Annotated in this window: 17 protein-coding genes and 2 pseudogenes; 10 read left to right on the top strand and 9 right to left on the bottom strand. The window is 70.6% G+C overall.

Annotation, left to right across the window (positions count from 1 at the left end):
* Positions 1 to 6: 6 nt before the first annotated feature.
* Positions 7 to 1,251: a CynX/NimT family MFS transporter gene (locus tag ADL01_RS32835; RefSeq protein WP_053745682.1), complete on the bottom strand. Its 1,245-nt coding sequence runs from the start codon at positions 1,249 to 1,251 to the stop codon at positions 7 to 9.
* 167 nt (positions 1,252 to 1,418) lie between these two features.
* Between ADL01_RS32835 and ADL01_RS32830 the strand changes: the two genes are divergently transcribed.
* Positions 1,419 to 2,096 carry a FadR/GntR family transcriptional regulator gene (locus tag ADL01_RS32830; protein ID WP_053745681.1) on the top strand — a complete coding sequence of 226 codons (678 nt, stop codon included), beginning with the start codon at positions 1,419 to 1,421 and terminating at the stop codon, positions 2,094 to 2,096.
* A 121-nt stretch (positions 2,097 to 2,217) separates the two neighbouring features.
* On the opposite strand, the gene serC is transcribed toward ADL01_RS32830, so the two are convergent.
* Positions 2,218 to 3,336, bottom strand: a complete 1,119-nt coding sequence (gene serC / locus ADL01_RS32825; RefSeq protein WP_053745680.1) for a phosphoserine transaminase — start codon at positions 3,334 to 3,336, stop codon at positions 2,218 to 2,220.
* Positions 3,337 to 3,682: 346 nt separating this feature from the next.
* Here serC and ADL01_RS32820 point away from each other — a divergent pair, with 346 nt between their 5' ends.
* Together ADL01_RS32820 and ADL01_RS32815 are read left to right on the top strand one after the other, a co-directional pair.
* Complete coding sequence (locus ADL01_RS32820) at positions 3,683 to 4,312, top strand: RNA polymerase sigma factor (RefSeq protein WP_053745679.1); 630 nt, start codon at positions 3,683 to 3,685, stop codon at positions 4,310 to 4,312.
* Positions 4,309 to 5,394, top strand: a complete 1,086-nt coding sequence (locus ADL01_RS32815) for a CU044_5270 family protein (RefSeq protein WP_053745678.1) — start codon at positions 4,309 to 4,311, stop codon at positions 5,392 to 5,394. The genes ADL01_RS32820 and ADL01_RS32815 overlap by 4 nt, the downstream gene beginning before the upstream one ends.
* 29 nt (positions 5,395 to 5,423) lie before the next feature.
* Here ADL01_RS32815 and ADL01_RS32810 read toward each other — a convergent pair whose 3' ends face one another.
* From ADL01_RS32810 to ADL01_RS32790, 5 genes are read right to left on the bottom strand one after another with little or no spacing between them, the layout of a single operon-like run.
* The gene (locus ADL01_RS32810; RefSeq protein WP_053745677.1) at positions 5,424 to 6,647 is read right to left on the bottom strand and encodes a cytochrome P450; all 1,224 of its coding nucleotides are present in this window, start codon (positions 6,645 to 6,647) and stop codon (positions 5,424 to 5,426) included.
* On the bottom strand, positions 6,644 to 7,333 hold the full coding sequence (locus tag ADL01_RS32805) for a GTP-binding protein (RefSeq protein WP_078960885.1): 690 nt from the start codon (positions 7,331 to 7,333) through the stop codon (positions 6,644 to 6,646). The genes ADL01_RS32810 and ADL01_RS32805 overlap by 4 nt, the downstream gene beginning before the upstream one ends.
* Positions 7,314 to 7,709, bottom strand: a complete 396-nt coding sequence (locus ADL01_RS32800) for a DUF742 domain-containing protein (RefSeq protein ID WP_053745676.1) — start codon at positions 7,707 to 7,709, stop codon at positions 7,314 to 7,316. Before ADL01_RS32800 ends, ADL01_RS32805 begins: the two co-directional genes overlap by 20 nt.
* Positions 7,706 to 8,179, bottom strand: coding sequence for a roadblock/LC7 domain-containing protein (locus ADL01_RS32795; protein WP_053745675.1), 474 nt, complete (start codon positions 8,177 to 8,179; stop codon positions 7,706 to 7,708). Before ADL01_RS32795 ends, ADL01_RS32800 begins: the two co-directional genes overlap by 4 nt.
* Entirely contained in the window at positions 8,179 to 10,293 is a 2,115-nt protein-coding gene (locus tag ADL01_RS32790; protein ID WP_053745674.1) for a sensor histidine kinase, read from the bottom strand. The genes ADL01_RS32795 and ADL01_RS32790 overlap by 1 nt, the downstream gene beginning before the upstream one ends.
* A gap of 247 nt (positions 10,294 to 10,540) precedes the next feature.
* Between ADL01_RS32790 and ADL01_RS32785 the strand changes: the two genes are divergently transcribed.
* On the top strand, positions 10,541 to 13,357 hold the full coding sequence (locus ADL01_RS32785; RefSeq protein ID WP_053745673.1) for an FAD-binding and (Fe-S)-binding domain-containing protein: 2,817 nt from the start codon (positions 10,541 to 10,543) through the stop codon (positions 13,355 to 13,357).
* A gap of 68 nt (positions 13,358 to 13,425) precedes the next feature.
* On the opposite strand, the pseudogene ADL01_RS44170 reads toward ADL01_RS32785, so the two are convergent.
* Positions 13,426 to 13,512, bottom strand: a pseudogene (locus tag ADL01_RS44170) (esterase); the annotation flags it as partial.
* Between the two features lie 223 nt (positions 13,513 to 13,735).
* Positions 13,736 to 14,059, bottom strand: coding sequence for a DUF6415 family natural product biosynthesis protein (locus tag ADL01_RS32780; protein ID WP_234354876.1), 324 nt, complete (start codon positions 14,057 to 14,059; stop codon positions 13,736 to 13,738).
* Positions 14,060 to 14,343: 284 nt separating this feature from the next.
* Between ADL01_RS32780 and ADL01_RS32775 the strand changes: the two genes are divergently transcribed.
* The 6 genes and pseudogenes from ADL01_RS32775 to ADL01_RS44165 form a co-directional block, all read left to right on the top strand.
* A complete protein-coding gene (locus ADL01_RS32775; RefSeq protein WP_053745704.1) occupies positions 14,344 to 14,607 on the top strand; it encodes a hypothetical protein in 264 nt (87 codons plus the stop codon).
* A complete protein-coding gene (locus tag ADL01_RS32770) occupies positions 14,576 to 15,106 on the top strand; it encodes a DUF6879 family protein (RefSeq protein ID WP_053745671.1) in 531 nt (176 codons plus the stop codon). The genes ADL01_RS32775 and ADL01_RS32770 overlap by 32 nt, the downstream gene beginning before the upstream one ends.
* 25 nt (positions 15,107 to 15,131) lie before the next feature.
* Positions 15,132 to 15,986, top strand: a complete 855-nt coding sequence (locus ADL01_RS32765) for a helix-turn-helix domain-containing protein (protein ID WP_053745670.1) — start codon at positions 15,132 to 15,134, stop codon at positions 15,984 to 15,986.
* A gap of 151 nt (positions 15,987 to 16,137) precedes the next feature.
* A complete protein-coding gene (locus ADL01_RS32760; protein ID WP_234354875.1) occupies positions 16,138 to 16,422 on the top strand; it encodes a GntR family transcriptional regulator in 285 nt (94 codons plus the stop codon).
* Positions 16,423 to 16,594: 172 nt separating this feature from the next.
* A complete protein-coding gene (locus ADL01_RS32755) occupies positions 16,595 to 17,668 on the top strand; it encodes an EamA family transporter (protein WP_107091057.1) in 1,074 nt (357 codons plus the stop codon).
* Positions 17,669 to 18,712: 1,044 nt separating this feature from the next.
* A pseudogene (locus tag ADL01_RS44165) lies at positions 18,713 to 18,894 on the top strand (alpha-L-arabinofuranosidase); the annotation flags it as partial.

Raw genomic sequence — 18,894 nt, 5'->3', positions numbered from 1 at the left:
GATTTCTCAGCCGATCTGGCGATTTCGGCCCGCCAGCAGGCCTGCCGCGATCTGGACCAGGGTCAGCAGCAGGATGAAGGACAGCGGCAGCCGCCAGCCGCCGGAGGTGTCGTAGAGAACGCCCACGGCCACGGGTCCGGGAATCGACAGCAGATAGCCGAATCCCTGCACGAAGCCGGAGAGCCGGACGACGGCGGCGCCGTCCCGGCCGCGCATGCCGATCATCGTCAGGGCCAGCGGGAAGGAGCAGTTGGCCACGCCCAGGAGGAACGCCCACAGCCAGGGCGCGGTGGCCGGACCGGCCCACAGTCCCGCGTATCCGGCCAGGCCGCACGCGCCGATCGCCGCCGCGATCCCGCTCTGGTGACGCAGCTTCCCGGCCACGGCGGACAGGGCGAAGGACAGGGGTACGCCGAGCAGTGAGGTACCCGAGAAGAGCAGGCCCGCGGTCTGGGCGGAGAGTCCGGCGTCGCGGAAGATCTGGGGCAGCCAGCCGATGATGATGTAGGCGGAGCTCGCCTGCAGCCCGAAGTAGGCGGTGAGCGCCCACGCGGTGGGGTCGCGGGAGAGCCGGACCGAGGAGGGCGGGTGCGGGGCGTTCGGGTCCGCCCGGTCCGCCTCCGGTGGCGGGCGGCGGCGGGCGAGGGCCAGCCAGGGGGGTACGGCCATGGCGGCCAGGACCGACCAGGCCCCCAGGCCGTACCGCCAGTCGCCGCCGAACGCCTCGGTCAGCGGGACGGTGAGGGCGGCGGCGGACGAGGCGCCCGCGTTCAGCGCCATGGAGTACAGGCCGGTCATCGCGCCCACCCGGTCGGGGAAGCGCTCCTTGACGACCGCCGGGAGCAGCACGTTGGCGATGGCGATGCCCGCGAGCGACAGGGCGGTCAGCGTGACGAACAGGGCGGGGTCGGTGGCGAACGGCCGTAGCGCGAGGCCGGCCGTGAGGACCGCGGCGGCGGCGGCGATGGCGCCGGCCGCGCCGTAACGCCTGGCCAGCAGGGGGGCCGCCGAGCCGATCAGGGCGAAGCACGCGGCGGGGATGGAGGTGAGGACTCCGCTGAGCGTGCCGCTCATGGAGAGGCTGTCCCGCACCTCTTCGAGGACCGGCCCGAGGCTGGTGACCCCCGGCCGCAGGTTCAGTGCCGCGAGGACGAGCGCGGCCACCGCCAGCCCGCTCATCTTGCGGGAGGTGCTGAGGGGAGCGGGGTGGCCGGGGTGAGAGGCGGGCTTGTTGAGCTCACTCTTCGTCATAGGCCCTATCGTAGACTCATCCTATGACTCGATGTCTAGAGGTTCGAGGGTAGATTCATAGGATGAGTTAGAAAACCGGTGAGTCAGTGAGTCAGTGAGTCGGTGAATCAATGAGTCGATGAGCCTCAGAGGGGTTCATTGGGCGAGAACCCCCCTAGACTGAGGGGATGACAATGGATCCCGTTCGCCGGCAGGCGCTTTCCGACCAGGTGATCACCCGGCTGCGGCGGCAGATCACCTCGGGCGCCTGGGCCGTAGGCTCCCGCATCCCGACCGAGACGGAGCTGGTCGAGCAGCTCGGCGTCGCCCGGAACACGGTCCGTGAGGCGGTCCGGGCCCTGGCGCACACCGGCCTGCTGGAGATCCGCCACGGTTCCGGGTCCTATGTACGGGCGACCAGCGAACTCGCCGGCATGATGCGGACCCGCTTCGAAAAGGCCCGGCGAGAGGACGTCACCGACGTCCGCAGCGCCCTGGAGATCCGTGCGGCGCGGCTGGCCTGCGACCGCCGTACCCCGGAGGACCTGGAGCGGCTCGAACTCCTTCTGGAGCAGCGGCAGCAGGCCTGGTCGGCCGGAGACCGGGTCGGTTTCGCGAACGCGGACGTGGCCTTCCACCTGGCCGTCGTCACCGCGTCCCACAACACCGTGCTGGCCGAGTTGCACGCGGACCTCGGCGAGGTGATCCGGGACTCGCTGCTCGACCACTTCGGCGACACCCTGCGCCCCGAGCAGTTCCAGGACCACGCCCGCCTCGTCAAGGCGATCCGCGAACGCGACAGCGACCGGGCGGCGTACGAGTCCGGCTCCTACATGGACTGCGCTCCCGCCGAGAAGTACGAGTGACGGTCGCCGCTGTCGAGGCGGCGCCACGACGAAGGGGGCGCCCGGTGCTGGTCACCGGGCGCCCCCATGGTCGTACGGGAGGAAATTTTCGTACGAGAGAAGATCGTCGTACGGGAGAAGGTCAGAGCTTCTCGATCACGTAGTCGACGCACTTCGTCAGCGCCTCGACGTCCGCCGGGTCGACCGCCGGGAACATCGCCACGCGGAGCTGGTTGCGGCCGAGCTTGCGGTAGGGCTCCGTGTCGACGATGCCGTTGGCGCGCAGGACCTTGGCCACGGCGGCGGCGTCGATCTCGTCCGAGAAGTCGATCGTGCCGATGACCTGCGAGCGCTTCGCCGGGTCGGTGACGAACGGGCTCGCGTACTTGACGTCCTCGGCCCAGCCGTACAGCGCCTGCGACGAGGCGGCCGTGCGGCGGACCGCCCAGTCCAGGCCGCCCTGGCCGTTGATCCACTCCAGCTGCTCGTTGAGGAGGAACAGGGTGGCGAGGGCCGGGGTGTTGTACGTCTGGTTCTTGCGCGAGTTGTCGATCGCCGTGGGGAGGCTGAAGAACTCCGGTACGTGGCGTCCGCTCGCGTGGACGCGCTCCGCGCGCTCGATCGCCGCCGGGGAGAACGCGGCGAGCCACAGGCCGCCGTCCGCCGCGAAGGACTTCTGCGGGGCGAAGTAATAGACGTCCGTCTCGGTGATGTCGACCGGCAGGCCGCCGGCGCCGGACGTGGCGTCCACCAGGACGAGGGCACCCTCGTCGGCACCCGGTACGCGCTTGAGGGGAGCGGCGACACCGGTGGACGTCTCGTTGTGGGTGAAGGCGTACACGTCGACGCCCGCCTCGGCCTGTGGGTCCGGGTGGGTGCCCGGGTCCGAGGAGATGACGGTCGGGTCGGCGAGCCAGGGGGCGAGCTTGGACGCCTTCGCGAACTTCGAGCTGAACTCACCGAACGTGAGGTGCTGCGACTTGTTCTCGATCAGGCCGTGCGTCGCGATGTCCCAGAACGCGGTCGAGCCGCCGTTGCCGAGGATCACCTCGTAGCCGTCGGGGAGCTGGAACAGTTCGGAGATGCCCTCGCGCACCTTGCCGACCAGGTTCTTGACCGGGGCCTGGCGGTGGGAGGTACCGAGGAGGGAGCTGCCGGTGGCGGCCAGCGCGTCCAGCGCTTCCGTCCGCACCTTGGAGGGGCCCGCGCCGAAACGTCCGTCGGCGGGCTTGATGTCAGCGGGAATCTGGATCTCAGCCACGGGGGGAGCCTAGCCGTTCTGGGAAACGTGGAGGAAACGTGGTCCGTCCGGTGAGACGCGCTCCGCGGGTTTGGCGGGGGTGTGGGGCGCCCTCGATCTGGGGGCTGCCGCCCCCAGGCCCCCGCTTCGGCCATGAACGGGCCTTGTCCTCAAACGCCGGACGGGCTGGAGGGGGGCCGGACGGGCTGGAGGCGGCCGGGCGGGCTGGAGGGGGGCCGGGCGGGCTGGAGGGTGTCGCCGTTACCAGGTGGTGCCGGACGGTCGTGAACCCGAATCTCGGTTCTTGGCAAGTAGTGAGTGAAGCCTGTGCAGTTTTTGATGTCCCTCTGACGACACGGACCCGTTCATGACTGATTCCCTCTGCCGGCCCTCCCAAGGGGCCGGTGCGGAGGCGGATGCCGTGTTGATCGCGGCGTCGCTCGATGAACCGGAGCGTTTCGCGGCGCTCTTCGACCGGTATGCGCCCGCCATCCATCAGTACGTCGCCCGGCGGCTCGGGCATGACGCGGCCGACGACCTCACCTCCGACACCTTTCTGACCGCCTTCCGGATACGAGCCCGCTACGACAGCGAGCGCGCCGGCGTCCGCCCCTGGCTGTACGGCATCGCGGCGAAACTGATCAGCCGGCATCGCCGTGAGGAGGTGAGGGCACTGAAGCTCCTCGCCCGTACCGGACACGATCCCGTGGTCGAGACCTGGACCGACTCCGCCGACGACCGCGTCGCCGCGCAGGCCGCCTCCCGGCCCCTGGCCAAGTCGCTGGCCAGGCTCTCCGAGGGCGACCGGCACGTACTGCTGCTCTTCGCCTGGGCGGAGTTCAGCTATCAGGAGATCGCCGAGGCACTGGACATCCCGGTGGGCACCGTCCGCTCACGACTCAACCGCGCGCGGCGCAAGCTGCGCGCCTCGGCCGCCGCGCTCAGCCCCTTGAGCGCAACGTTCGAACCGCACGCACCCGAAGGCGACCTCACATGAACGACCTCTCCGAGTTTCCCGAAGTGTCCGCACTGCGTGAGATGCGTTCCGATGTTCCCCTGCCCACCTCTGAACATCTCGCGCCACAAAGGGAGTTGCTCGCGGCGGTGTTCCGGGAGGAGACCGGCGGAGCCGGGAACGGGACCATGCGTACGTCCCTGTCCCCGTCTCTGTCTCTCCCCCGGCGTCGTCTCGTCCTCGTGGGTGCCGCCGCGGTCGCAGCTCTCGCCGTCACCGGCGGCGTTGTCGCGTCGCTGCCCGGCAGCAGCACTCGTACCGCGTCCCCGGCCCGCCAACTGCTCTCCGCGCAGGCATCCGCCGACACCCTCGAACTGGCCGCGGCCACAGTGGAGAAGCTCGGCGCGACCGAGCCCGGACCGAAGCAGTGGGTCTACGAGAAGAGCACGTCCTTCGGCAGCGACGGACCCCAGACGTCCGAGCAGTGGACCCGCTGGGACGGTACCGGAAGCGCCCGTCTGCCCGGCCTGCCGTACGAGGGCGACCTCGATGACTTCGACCCGAACAAACTCCAGGTCTGGTACGGACCAAACCAGGAGGAGAAGTGGAAGGAGGAGGGGTACGACGACCGGTCCCAGCGTCAGTTCTACCGCTTCCTGGCCACTCTCCCCAGCGACCCCGACCGCATGATGAAGCGCATCCGCCAGGAGCACGCCATCGGCGACATCCCCGGCGAGACGCCGGCGGAACGCGACTGGCGGGAGATCGACGTCCTCTACCGCTCCGTCCTCATCCCGCCGAAGGTCCAGGCGGGCCTGTTCCGCGCGCTCGCGAAGATTCCCGGCGCCCGAGTGGAGAAGGGCGTCGAGGATCCCGTCGGGCGCCCTGCGATCGGCGTGACCGTGACCTACACCAAGCCCAGCGCCTCCGGCTGGATGGGCAAACAGGAGATCTTCTTCGACCCCGAGACGTACGCCTATCTGGGGGAGGTCATGGGCCTCGGGCCGGTCAGATTTCCCAAGGGAATGAGCCGGCCGCCGATGGAGTCCCAGGAGCCGGATCCCGGGATCATCACGGCCCGGGACGCCTGGGGTGTCGTGGACAAGCCCGGCGCACGCCCCTGACGCATCCCTGGTCGCCCTGAGACGGGGGCTCAGGTCGCTGCGGCGCCCACCGCCGGTGTGGGAGTGAAGCGCACCGGGAGTTCCACCAGGCCCCGTAGCCATGGGGACGGGCGGCGGGTCAGGGTGTTGGGTGGGACCGCCAGGTCGATGTCGGGGAGGCGGTCGAGGACCACCTCGATGCCTGTCCTCGCGATGACCTCCGCGACCTCCTGCGCCGGGAAGGGGCACCGGTGTTCCCCGTGGCCGAAGGAGAAGTGGGCGTTGTTGCCGCCGGTGAGGGCCGAGCCGCCGGTACGGACCTGGGGGTCGGAGTTGGCGCCCTGGAGGCCGAGGAGGAGCAGGTCGCCCGTACGGATGTGCCGGCCGCCGAGGCGGGTGTCGCGGGACGCCCAGCGGCCCGGCATGGTCTGCACGGGCGCGTCCTCCCACAGGACCTCGTTCATCGCCTCGGCGACACTGCTGCGGCCGCCGAAGAGGGAGGCCGCGAACCGCTCGTCCGTGAGCATCAGGCGCAGCGAGTTGCCCATCCAGTGGGACGTCGGGTCGTTCCCCGCCGCGATCATGATCATCAGGTCGTGGGTGATCTCCTCGTCCGTGAAGCCGTACGGGTTCGCGAGCATGCGCGAGACCACGTCGTCCGAGGGACGCTCCTTGCGCGCGGCCAGCAGTCTGCCCATCGACGCGATCAGGTGCTGCTGACCCGCCATGCCGGTCTCCTGCCCGTCGGTCATGGCGAGCGCCGCGGTGACCAGGCCGGGCCCGTCCTCGTCGGCGAAACCGAAGAGCCGGGCCAGCACCCGTACCGGCAGCCGCGTCGTGTACTCCTGGATGAGGTCCGCCTCGCCCCGGGCGCAGATCGAGTCGATCAGCTCGTCCGCGAACTGCTCGGTATACGCCCGCAGTTCGACCGGATCGGCCTCCTCCAGCGCGCCACCGACCATCGCGGCGCGCTCACGGTGGCGTTCGCCGACGGTGTAGAGGATCGAGGGCTGACCGCGGCCGATCATCGGCAGGTGCGGCCAGTCGTCGGGGATCGTCTCCCACTGGTTCCACAACTCCGAGTTCCGGCTGAAGAGTTCGGCGTCGCCGGTGACCTGATGCAGTTCGCGGTAGCCGAGCACCAGCCACGCGGGTACGTCCCCGTCGAGCAACACCGGTGCCACCGACCCGTGTTCGTGCCGCATCTCCCGGTACAGCCGGTCGGGTTCGGTGCGCCACCGGGGGCCGTTGAGGGGGACATGGGCGGCGGTCACCGGGGCAACTCCTCGTTGAGCTCGTCGAGTACGGGCACCTGACCATCGTACGAACGCGAACGAGAGTGCAGGTAGCGGTGTTTCGCGTGTTCCACGAGCGCGATCAGCACCCGTTTGCTCGAACTCCGCAGGCGCGCGTCGCAGTGCACGAGCGGTACGTCGGGGTCGAGGTCGAGCGCGTCACGGACGGCCTGGGGGGCGAAGTCGGGGCCGCCGAAGTCGTTGCGGGCCACGACGAACGGGGTGCCGTGCCGTTCGAGGCGGTCGATGGCGTACCAGGAGTCGTCGAGACGGCGGGTGTCGACGAGGACGACCGCGCCGAGCGCGCCCGCGAACAGCCGGTCCCAGAGGAACCAGAAGCGTTCCTGGCCCGGCGCGCCGAACAGGTACAGCACGTTGTGGGCGTCGAGCGTGACGCGGCCGAAGTCGAAGGCGACGGTCGTCGCGTTCTTGTCGCGCACCGCGCTGACGTCGTCGACGGTCTCGCCGGCCCGCGTCATCGTCTCCTCGGTACTGAGCGGACGTATCTCGCTCACCGAACGCACGAGCGTCGTCTTGCCGGCCCCGAAGCCGCCGACGACCACGATCTTCAGCCCGTTGTCGGCGGATGCGCGGAGGGGCGGGCGTGGGTCGGGGACAGGGTCGGGGTCGGCGGCTTCTGCCGGGTCAGAGGTTGCGGAGTCCAACGAGCACCTGCTCCAGGATGTCGGGGTCGGTAACGGCGGTCCGGCGCGGATGGCGGGCGCTGACGCGCCCCGCGGCGAGGAGGTCGGCGAGCAGCACCTTCGTGATGGTCACCGGCAGCCGCAGCACGGCGGCGAGCTCCACCACCGCCGTCGGGCGCTCGGTGAGCCGCAGGATCGCCGCGTGCTCCGACTGCATCCCCGGCACCGGATCGCTCTCGGCGACGACAAGCGTCACTAAATCGAACGGATTGCCGGGCGCGGAGCGGCTGCGCCCTCCGGTGAGGGTGTAGAGACGGTCCGGAGAATCGTCCCTTCCCGGGCGGTTTCCCGGCTGTCTCCCCTGCTGTCCCCCGAGTTGTTCCGCCGGTCGGCTCATGCCGTAGGGGGCTGAGCCGTACCGGGGTGAACTGTTCTGGGCTGGGCGCGCAGGTGTTCCCCGAGCTGCTCGACGAGTTCGCTCATGTTGTGGCCGACGAGCCCGGCGTCCGCGTCCTCGGCGGTGACGACGGCGAGATGGGCACCCTGGCCCGCTTCGACGATGAACAGCACCCCGCCGTAGAACTCGGTCATCGCGGACCGCACCCCTCCGCTGCCGTCCCCGAACTCCACGGACGCGCCGTGCGACAGCGACTGGATCCCGGCGGCGATCGCGGCGAGCTGGTCCGCCTGGTCGACGGACAGCTCGGGCGTACGGCACAGCTTCAGGCCGTCCCGGGAGAGCACGAGCGCGTGCCGGGCCCCCGGGGTGCGCTTGAGCAGGCCCTCGATGAGCCAGGCCAGCTTCTCGTCGGCGGTCGTCGGGCCGTGGCCGAGGCCAGTGCCGGTGCCGGTGCCAGTGCCGGTCATCAGGTGGGGTCGCCTTCCGGGTGGGAGGTGGAGGTGGGGGGTGGTGGTGGCAGCACGGCTTCCGCCTGGGGCGCGGGTGCGGGTGTGACGGGTGTGGATGCGGGTGTGGGTTCCGGGTTCGTGCTGCCCTGGAGGGCCGCCTGATCCGGCTGGATGCCCCGTACGGCCTGCCGGAATCTTCCGAAACGGGCCACACGCGCGCGCGTGTCGTCGATTTCGGGGTCGGGCGGTGCGAGCGGGATCGAGAACCTCGACTCGTCGGTCCCTGCCGTTCCCCGGGTGCGCTCGGCCTCGGCGAGCGTGCTTCCCCGGCGCCGCTGCGGCAGCCTGAGGGGCGGCGCTTCCACGCCGGGGCTCTCCTCCGCGTGCTCCGGCGCGTGGTCGGCGCGGTCGGGGGACTCGTGCGTGGGCACGGGGTCCGGGTCCAGGTCGGTCACGGGGGCGCGAGAGGCGGCGTACGACTGCTCGGGGTAGAGCTGGTCAGGGCGCGGCTGGTCCGCGTACGACTGTTCCGGGTGGTACGGCTGGTCCGGGTACGGCTGTTCCGGGTACGGCTGGTCCGCGTGGGGACGGCTCGTGTACGGCTCCTGCCGGTACGGCTGCTGGGCGTACGGGCCCTGGCTGTACGTGTCCTGGAGGTACGGGTTCTGGGTGTGCGAGTCGCGGGTGTACGGCTCCTGCGCGGAGGGCCCGTCCGTGGTCGGTCCCTGCGGATACGGCTCCTCGGGGTACGGCCAGCCCGCGGGGCCCTCTTCCGCGTACGACACCCGTGGATCCTGGTCCCGGTCCTCCTCGGTACGCGCCTCCCAGGGCACCCCGGGTGTCGGCAGCGGAGCCACGGGTGTCTCCGGGACCGGCGGTGCCGTCCGCGCCGGCGGTGTCGGCAGCGGTTTCGCCGCGACCGCGTCCCCGGCCAGGATGTCCTGCGGAATGAGCACCAGGACGCCGGTGCCGCCGCGCGCGGAGGGGCGGAAGGAGACCTTGAGGCCGTACTTGCGGGCCAGCCTGCCCACGACGGAGAGACCGAGCCGGGTGCCGGTGAGGCCGCCGAGGCCTACGCCGCCGCTGCTGTCCCCGTTCCCCTTGCCGTCCCTGTCCATGTCGTCGCCGGAGACGGCCCGTTCGGCGCGTTGCAGCTGTACCTCGCCCATGGCCAGGCCGCTGTCCTCCACGGACACGATGACGCCGGCGGGGACCTCCTCGACGTACACGCGGACCTCGGCGGTCGGCGGCGAGAAGTTCGCGGCGTTGTCGAGGAGTTCGGCGAGCGCGTGCATGACGCCCTCGGCGGCGTGTCCGGCGACGGCGGCGTCGCTGGTGGAGTGCACGCGCACGCGTTGGTAGCCGCTGATGCGGCCCATGGCGCCGCGCAGGATCGACTCCATGACGATCGGGCGGGCCCAGCGGCGGCCCGAGCGGGCGCCGGAGAGGACGGCGATCGAGTCGGCGAGGCGGCCTGCCTGGGCGGTGCGGTGGTCGAGGTGGAGAAGGTCGGCGAGGACGTCCTCGTCCGTGTGCCGGTCCTCCATGGCGCGCAGGTCGGCGAGGGTGCTCGTGGCGAGCGCCTGCATACGGCCGGCCGCGTTGGCGGTGGCCGCGAGAGCCGCCGCCCGTTCCTGGTTGGCCCGGCGCAGCTCCTCGGCGAGGCGGGCGTTGTCCTCGGTGAGCAGGGTGATCTCGTGGGCCTTCTCGCGCTGGAGGCGGGCGAACTCCCGCGTGGAGGCCTCGGTGAGGCGGGAGCGTTCGCGGGCGAGATCGGCGGCCACGCGCGCGTGGTCCCGTTCCAGATCGGCGGCCAGCCCGGCCCGTACCTGGTTGAGCTCCTCGGTGAGGCGGGACCGGTCGTGCAGCAGGCGGCCGGCGTCGTCGGTGACGGTCGCGAGCTGCCGGCGCAGCAGCCGGGAGGTCCGGATCCCGTGGGCGGCGACGGTGACGGCCGCGCACAGCAGCAGCGTGGCGACGGCACCGCCCAGCGTGAGCGGGGTGCGCGCCGCGTCCGGCGCCTGGGCGACGGCGCCGGCCACCGCGAGCGCGGCGAGTACGGCGGTGAGCAGCGTGGCGGGCAGGAGGGCGCGGTAGGCGGGACGTTCGCCGGGTTGGCGGGGCGCGGTCATCAAGCGGTCCTTGGTCGGTTCCTCGGTGGGTTCCGCAGTGGGTTCCTGGTCGGTCCTCGGCTGTGTCCTCGGTGTGCTCTGTGCGATCGGGTTGTGAGGGTGAGGTTACTCATGGTGCTCAACTGGCCGTAACTATAGGGGAGTTAGTGATCGAATTAGAGGTGTTTCGGTTCGGTCTCCATAAACCGTCCACGTTTCACGGGGCGCCCGGACGGTCACTGTCAGTGGCGGGAGGCATGCTGGGGGTATGACGGATCTTCGGCCGCTGGAGGCGGAACTGCGGGGGGCCGTCCGGGGCGAGGTCGGTTTCGACGCCATGTCCCGGGCGCTGACCACCATGGACGCGTCGAACTACCGGCGCGTCCCGCTGGGCGTGGTCGCACCGCGCGACGCGGACGACGTGGCGGCGGCGCTGGCCGTCTGCCGGGCCCACGGTGTGCCGGTCGTGGCGCGCGGCGGGGGCACCTCGATCGCGGGCCAGGCGACGGGCACGGGGGTCGTGCTGGACTTCACCCGGCACATGAACCACCTCCTTTCCCTCAACCACGAGGAACAGACGGCGGTTGTTCAGCCGGGCCTGGTCCTGGACCGCCTCCAGGAGGCCGCCGCCCCGCACGGCCTGCGGTTCGGCCCCGATCCGTCGACCCACGGCCGCTGCACGCTCGGCGGCATGATCGGCAACAACTCCTGTGGCGCGCACTCCGTCGCCTGGGGCACGACCGCGGACAGCGTGCGCGAACTGACGGTGCTCCGCGCGCGCGGCGACCGCCTCCGCCTGGGCCGGGACTGGGCGGGTGCCCCGGAGGGCCTGCGGCAGCTCGCGGAGGGCGAGCTTGCCCGTCTGCGCACGGGCTTCCCGGACCTCCCCCGCCGCATCTCCGGGTACGCGCTGGACGCGCTGCTCCCCGAGAAGGGCGCGGACGTCGCCCGCTCCTTCTGCGGCTCCGAAGGCACCCTGGGCATCGTCACGGAGGCGGTCGTCCGGCTGGTCGAGGCCCCGCGCGCGCGTGCGCTGGCCGTGCTGGCGTACGCGGACGAGGGCGCGGCGGCGGAAGCGGCGGCCGGTCTGCTGCCGTACGGTCCGCTGACGGTCGAGGGCATGGCCGCCGACCTGGTCCGCACCGCCACCGACCTGCCCCGGGGCGGCGCCTGGCTGTTCGTGGAGACGGGCGGCGACGAGGCGGCACAGGCACGCGCGCGTGCGGACGCGATCGTGCGGGCGGCGGACGTCATGGACGCCCTCGTGGTGTCCGACCCGGCCGGCCAGCGTGCCCTGTGGCGTATCCGGGAGGACGCGAGCGGCACGGCGACGAGGATGCCGGACGGCACGGAGGCGTGGCCGGGCTGGGAGGACTGCGCGGTACCGCCGGCCCGCCTCGGTGCCTACCTACGGGACTTCAGGCGGCTCCTCGGGGACCATGGGCTGCGCGGCACGCCGTACGGCCACTTCGGCGACGGCTGTATCCACGTACGCATCGACTTCGACCTTCTGACGGCGCCCGGTGTGGCCCGCTTCCGCCGCTTCTCGGAGGAGCTGGCGGAACTGGTGGTGTCGCACGGCGGCTCGCTCTCGGGCGAACACGGCGACGGCCAGGCGCGGGCGGAACTCCTGCCGAAGATGTACGCCCCCGAGATGATCGCCCTCTTCGAGCGCGCGAAGGCCCTCTGGGACCCGGACGACCTCCTCAACCCCGGCATGCTCGTCCGCCCCGCCCGCCTCGACGAGAACCTCCGCTTCGCGGTCCTCCCCCGGAAACCGGTACCGGTGGCGTTCGGCTACCCGGCGGACGGCGGTGACTTCTCGGCGGCGGTGAGCCGGTGTGTGGGGGTGGCGAAGTGCCGTACGCCGGCGGCCGGTTCAGGGGGAGGCGGCGGCTCGGAGGTGATGTGTCCGTCCTTCCGGGTGACGGGGGAGGAGGCGCACTCCACGCGCGGGCGGGCGCGGCTGCTGCACGAGATGCTCGCGGGTGAGGTGATCACGGACGGCTGGCGCTCGGAGGAGGTCCGCGACGCGCTGGACCTGTGCCTGTCCTGCAAGGGCTGCCGCTCGGACTGCCCGGTCGAGGTCGACATGGCCACGTACAAGGCGGAGTTCCTCCACCATCACTGGTCCGGCCGCCTGCGCCCGGCGGCGCACTACGCGATGGGCTGGCTGCCGGTGTGGCTGGGGGCTGTCGCTCGTACGCGAACGGCGCGGCTGGTCAACTCCCTTGCCAGGGTGCGGGTGTTGGCGGCGATGGCGAAACGGCTGGGGGGAATCGCGCCCGAGCGGGAGATTCCGGCGGTGGCGGGGGAGGCGTTCAGCCGGTGGTGGGGGAGGAGGAAGGCCGCGGGGGACAGCGGGGGTGGGCCGGCGGTCGTCCTGTGGCCCGACACCTTCACGGAGCACCTGACACCGTCGGTGGGGCAGGCGGCCGTACGGGTCCTGGAGGCGGCGGGCCTGGCGGTGACGCTGCCGCCGCGCGCCCGCGGCACCCGGGTCTGCTGCGGCCTGACGTACGTCTCGACCGGCCAACTGGGCCGGGCCCGAGCGGTGTTGCGCCGCACGCTCGACATCATGGAACCGGTCCTGGACGTGGGCACCCCGGTGACGGTCCTGGAACCGAGCTGCGCGGCGGCGCTCCGCGCGGACCTGCCGGAACTACTGCACGACGACCCACGCGCGCGGCGCCTCGCGGACGCGGTCCTGACCTTCGCGGAGACCCTGGACCACCACGCCCCCGACTGGACCCCGCCCCGCGTGGACCGCCCGGCGACCGGCCAGACCCACTGCCACCAGCATGCGGTACTGGGCGACACGGCGGACCGCCGCCTGCGCGAGGCCGCGGGTCTGACGGGCGACCTCGTCGGCGGCTGCTGCGGCCTGGCCGGCAACTTCGGCTTCGAGAAGGGCCACCAGGAGGTGTCGACGGCCTGCGCGGAGGAACGGCTGCTGCCGGCGGTACGGGAGGCGGCCGAGGGGACGGTGGTACTGGCGGACGGGTTCTCCTGCCGGACGCAGCTGCGGCAACTGGCGGGGGTGCGGGGGCGGCATCTGGCGGAGGTGCTGGCGGAGGTGCTGTGAGGGGCTGGCGAAGGAGGAGGAACCCGGAGAGGCGTGAGGCGCGGCTCAGGTCGCTTCGGTGCGGACAGTCATCCTCCGATGATGTGGTTCATCGCGTAACCGAAGGCGATGCCGTGCTCCGGATCGGCGTAGCCGAGCGAGCCACCCCGTCGGGTTGGTCTCATCAGCCCCCATTTTGTCCAGGCCGCGGCAGGTGAAGTTCACGGTGGTCGTGGTGGCAGGCGCACCGACACCGGCGCTGGAGCAGGATGTGCGGCGCGCTGTGGTGGACAGGGGTGTCCTTCGTCTGGCGGCACCGGCCGTGCAGCTGCGTGAAGCCGGGCCGCTTCGCGACCGTGCACTCGGCGGACAGCGTCACGGCCGTCGTTCCAGAGCCGCTCACTGACCGGCCCCCTGGTACTGGCTCAGGTTTTCGTAGTGGTCGCAGAGGGCGTTGAGGACGCGGGCGAGCTTCCGGGCCGACGAGAGCCGGATGGGGAGCGTGCCGTCGGTGCCCAGGCGCAGCTTGTTTCGTGCCTCGCCGATGCAGGCGAGGGCGCAGTACCGGGGGATGCTGTCCTTCGGCTCGCGGCCGGCGGCCTGGGCGACCTCGGGGATGAGTAGCTGGATGTGCCCGCGCAGCGCGAGGGCGAACGTATCCAGCTCGTCCAGCACGGGCAGTTCGGCATCCTCGGCGAGGAGCAGGTGTGCGCTGTCGCGCATCGTCTTGATGTCGGGTGGGCGGGAATCCCGCTGTTCAACGGTTGATGGTGAGGCTGTAACTCGTCTCATGTCGAAGCTCCTAGCGGTGTCGGCCACGCCCCGGGAGTCCTGGCCGACTCGCCGGGGTCTTGCCGTAACTGCCGACGCTAGGAGCGCGGTGTGAGCAGGATCCAGCAATGTGCAGATCTGTGCATGGGCTTTGTGGCGGACTTGCCACCTTGACCAACTCACCGTGACGCTAAGGGTGTTGCACAGAACTGCACATGACGATGTGGGAGGCAGCCATGCCGCTACTGTTCATCGGCATCGACCCCAACACGGGAGACCACGAGAGTCCGACCGTCTGGGTTCATCAGGAAAAGCAGGAACTCGTCTTCCAGGGCTGGAAGCCGGACGCCGAACTGGAGGCGGAATGCGCCACGTTCGAGGTGTCGGGCCACGCCCAGGGCATCCCGGACCACGAGGCCGTGATCCGTATCCCCGCCAGGATGGTGCCGATGATCAGGGAGGCCTGTGATGCCGTCGAGCGCGCCGCCGTCATTCACTGAGCTGCTCTCCCGCAGCGCACACTCCGCCGTCCATCTGGAGATGCGGGATGCCTACGCGGTCGACTACGAGAAAGGCCCGTTCGCCGACTGGCGGGCAGGCTTCCGCCACGACCCAGCCGACCGCCCAGCATGGTGGCGGCCGTGGCTCGACCTGATCCAGGACACCGTGGCCCGCGGCGTCGTCGTCCGCCGGGCCCGCATCGTGTCCGAACCGGTCAGCGAGTACACGCGCTTCCTGTACGACGGCACCTTCACGAACATCGCTGCGGGCGAGCACGTGCGGTGGCTGCCGCGCCGCCAAGCATCCGACATCGCTCTGCCCGGCAACGACTTCTGGCTCTTCGACGAGCAGTGGATCTACTGGAACCACTTCACCGGTGAGGGCGCCTCAGCCGGCGGGGAAGTCTCCGACGACCCGCTCGCCGTGAAGCTGTGCGCCGAGGCCTTCGAGGAGGTCTGGGAACGCGGCATCCGGCACGACCAGTACAAGATTCACTGACAGGAAGCACCGGACAGGCCAGCTCATGCCCATCTCCCCGTCTTCATCCGCCCAGGCCGCGCGCGAAGTCGTTGCCCAGCGACTGCGCGACCTCCGTAAGGGGGCAGGACTGACGGTCACCGAGATGGCCAGCCGGTGCGGCTGGCACCACGCGAAGACGTCGCGTGTCGAGAACGCGCGTACCGCTCCATCGGCGACCGACATCAGACTGTGGTGCCGCGCTGCTGGAGCGCAGGACCAGGCGGAAGACTTGATCGTGCAGTCGCTGCACGCTGAGTCGATGTACACGGAGTGGCGCCACCAGGTACGCAGCGGCCTGAAGCAACTCCAGGACAGTGCCGTCCAGTTCTTCCACGAGACGCATCTCTTCCGTGTCTACTCGTCGTCCCTGGTTCCGGGCCTGCTACAGACTGAGGGGTACGCGGCCGGGGTTCTCGGCATCAGCGCCCAGTTCCGGGACCTTCCGGTCGACGACAGTGCGGAGGCCGCGCGAGCGCGGGTCGACCGGTCACGCGTGATCCACGAGCCAGGGCATCGGTTCGTGTTCCTTGTCGAGGAGGCGGCGCTGCGCTACCAGATCGCGGCGACCGATGCGATGGCCGCACAGTTGGGCTACTTGCTCACCGCTGGCGCGATGCCGCAGGTGTCGCTCGGCATCATTCCCACGGCCGCGCCGGTACGAGGCCAGTGGCCGCGTGAGACCTTCCACATCTACGACGACCGGATGGTGTCGGTCGAGCTGGTGTCGGCACGGGTGAAGATCACCCAGCCCTCGGAGATCGCGCTGTATCTCAAGGCGTTCGAGCAGATGCGCGGTATGGCCGTGTACGGGGCCGATGCGCGGGCCCTGATCGTGAAGGCGATCGAGGCCCTGCACTGACACCCCGGGCTTGATGAAGCGCCCCCTGCACGGCCGCGTGGCCGTGCAGGGGGCGTGTTGTTGTTCATGCGCTGTCGGGTGGCCGCAGCCCGCGGCCCGCAGCCCGTAGCCCCCTCCCCTCACCTCCCGCTCAGTTCAGCCGGTTCAGCCGTTGCCCCCGGCTCTCGGCCACGCGGAGCACATCCCGGAGAGCCTCCGTCAACCGCTCGGCCCCCGCTGGCGCCAGGTTGCCGAGGTGATCCGCCGCCGTATCGAGGACGGCACGTACCCGCCGCGGACTCGTATCCCCTCTGTCGTGGAAATCACCGCGGAGTTCGGCATCGCCGCTGTGACCGCGCAGAAGGTGCACAAGGGTTTGCGTGCGGAGGGACTCATCTACACGGAACCAGGCCTGGGGTCCTTCGTTGCCGAGCAGTCCGCAAAGCCCTTGGAGTAGGCGTCTGGCGATGCATCGTGAGCCTGACCAGCGACTTGGGGCGCCAGAGTGCAGGCCGGGGCGTGTCGGGAGTGCACGGGCTCGCGTGCTCTTTCCGGTCCATTACTCTGGACGGTAAAGTGCATCTCAATGTACGGAGATCGCGCGTAGACCTTGGGAAGGCCCTGTAAAGATGCCCAGTGTTGAGCGTCTGCCCTCGTGGGCCGTCGTGGCCGGACCGGTTGTGCCCGTCGGGGTCAGTGACGCCGCGGCGCCTACTGCCAACCTGCCCGCTGTGGTCGTTCCCGCCCCGGGGAGCTCTCGGGGGCGGCACCGGGGGACGCGCAAGGGGTGGGGGACCCTCGGGGCTGTTGGGCTCGTGCTGTCCGGGGGGATTTCCGTGCAGTTCGGCGGGGCGCTCGCCGTGACGTTGTTGCCGAGGGCCGGGGCCTTCGGGATCGTGACGCTGCGGCTGGTGGCCGCCGCCCTGATCATGCTGGTGGTGTGCCGGCCCAAGGTGCGCGGGTACTCGCGAGGGGACTGGGGCGTGGTCGTCCTGTTCGGGGTCACCATGGCCGCCATGAACGGGCTGTTCTACCAGGCCATCGGACGCATTCCGCTCGGCCCCGCCGTCACCCTGGAGGTGCTCGGGCCACTCGTGCTGTCCGTCATCGCCTCCCGGCGCGCCCTCAATCTCGCCTGGGCTGGTCTCGCGCTCGCCGGGGTCTTCCTGCTCGGCGGGGGCGGCTTCAACACCCTCGATCCCCTAGGGGTCGCCTACGCTCTTGGCGCCGGTGCCATGTGGGCGACGTACATCCTCCTGAGTTCCCGTACGGGACGACGGTTCCCGCAGGCCGACGGGCTGGCGCTCGCCATGGCGGTCGCCGCGGTGGTGTTTCTGCCGTTGGGGGTCTTCGAGTCCGGCGACAGGCTGCTCGACCCGACCACCGTGGCACTGGGCGCGGCGGTGGGCGTACTGTCCTCCGTCCTGCCGTACACCCTCGAACTTCTCGCCCTGCGGCGCCTGCCCGCGTCCACTTTCGCCGTCCTGGTGAGCCTGGAGCCCGCTGTCGCGGCGACCGCCGGTTTCCTGATCCTCGACCAGGCTCTCTCCGTCCCCGAGGCCCTCGCGATCTCCCTCGTCATCGTGGCGAGCATGGGGGCGGTACGGACACAGGTGGGCCGGAAGGAGGCTCCGGCCGCCGGTGCCGAGGAGGCCGCCGGGTCGACCCAAGTGCCCAGGAAGCCAATGGAGTTGGAGGCGTAGAGGCGCTGCGCATCGGTACCGCCTGCCGGGCGAGGAGGCCCCGCGGGTCCGGTGATCTGTCCCTGGGCATCCCCGTCAACGCTCCCTCCCGAGATCTGCGAGATTGACAGCCGCGTCAAGCGCGAGCAGTACCGGCAGCGCGCCCGCCGCGCACCCCGCGTAGGCACCTCGGCGATCAGTCGGGCCTCCGTCGCGCCCCAGCCAGCCGTTCGACCGGCTGACCTGCGGAGTTTCATTGATCAAGTCTGTGGATGATCGGCGTTGCTCGAATTGTCCTTAGGGGTATTGACGCCGTTCACATATTCCTTATGATCCTGATGGCTCGACATTTCGACCCTTGTTCGGTATTGCGAACATATGGGGCCGTTCCTGTCTTGCTCTTCAACCACGCCGCCCAGGCGCTGGTGGCTCGGTCCGCGCCACGCGGTTCGAGCCGCCCACGCCCCGAACCGAGACGATTCCGGCCGCCGTCCACACCCGACCGTACGAGGAGAGGCATGAACGCTCAAACGCTTCGGCCGTCGCCGAGACTCGGTCCTGTGTCTGTCGGCCGCGACCGTCCTGATGACGCCGGGACCGTGACGGGCCCACCCGGCGCCGTCCCAGCCTTCATTCCGGGCTTCCCAGCGGCCCGGACAGGACAGCGAACACGACCGACGCCCTTAAAGGGAAAGCCGGGTGACAGCACCATCCGTCCACCCGGCGTCGGTGACGCCACATGCCCTCTTCAGGTGGGCACGGCAGGCCGTTGAGCCGTTCGATCCCCCGGTCTCGACCGGAGCTCGAACGGACCGCGGAGTGCGGGGAGTCACCGCGCGGCGGGCTCGCACCACGACGATCAACGTCGGACGCGGCCCGGTGCGTTTCGCACCAGCCGAAGACACGGCCTTCACCCGTCCTTCAGGACGACTCGCAGGACCGGCAAGCCCCAAAGCGGCAGCCCCGGTGCCCACGCGTCACTGCGAACCGCACCACATCAACAGTCCGGTCACCCTCTGACGGGGCCCCACCGGAACCGCTTACTCAAGGGACGACGAGGTCCTCATGCGTAGTCGAATTTTCAGCCGCAGACGTCTGTCTGCAGTGCTCGCCGCCGCGATAGCGGCTCTGGTCACCTTGGCGGGGGCGCTCGTCGCCAGCCCGGCTCAGGCGGCCACCACCAGCGACGTGCGCGGTGTTGCTTCCGGCAAGTGTCTCGACGTGTCGGGCTTCAGCCAGACCGACGG

This window comes from Streptomyces sp. NRRL WC-3618 (assembly GCF_001280005.1).
Lineage (GTDB): Bacteria > Actinomycetota > Actinomycetes > Streptomycetales > Streptomycetaceae > Streptomyces.
Note: the sequence above shows the minus strand (reverse complement) of the source record. Positions and strands in the feature narration are given on the sequence as shown.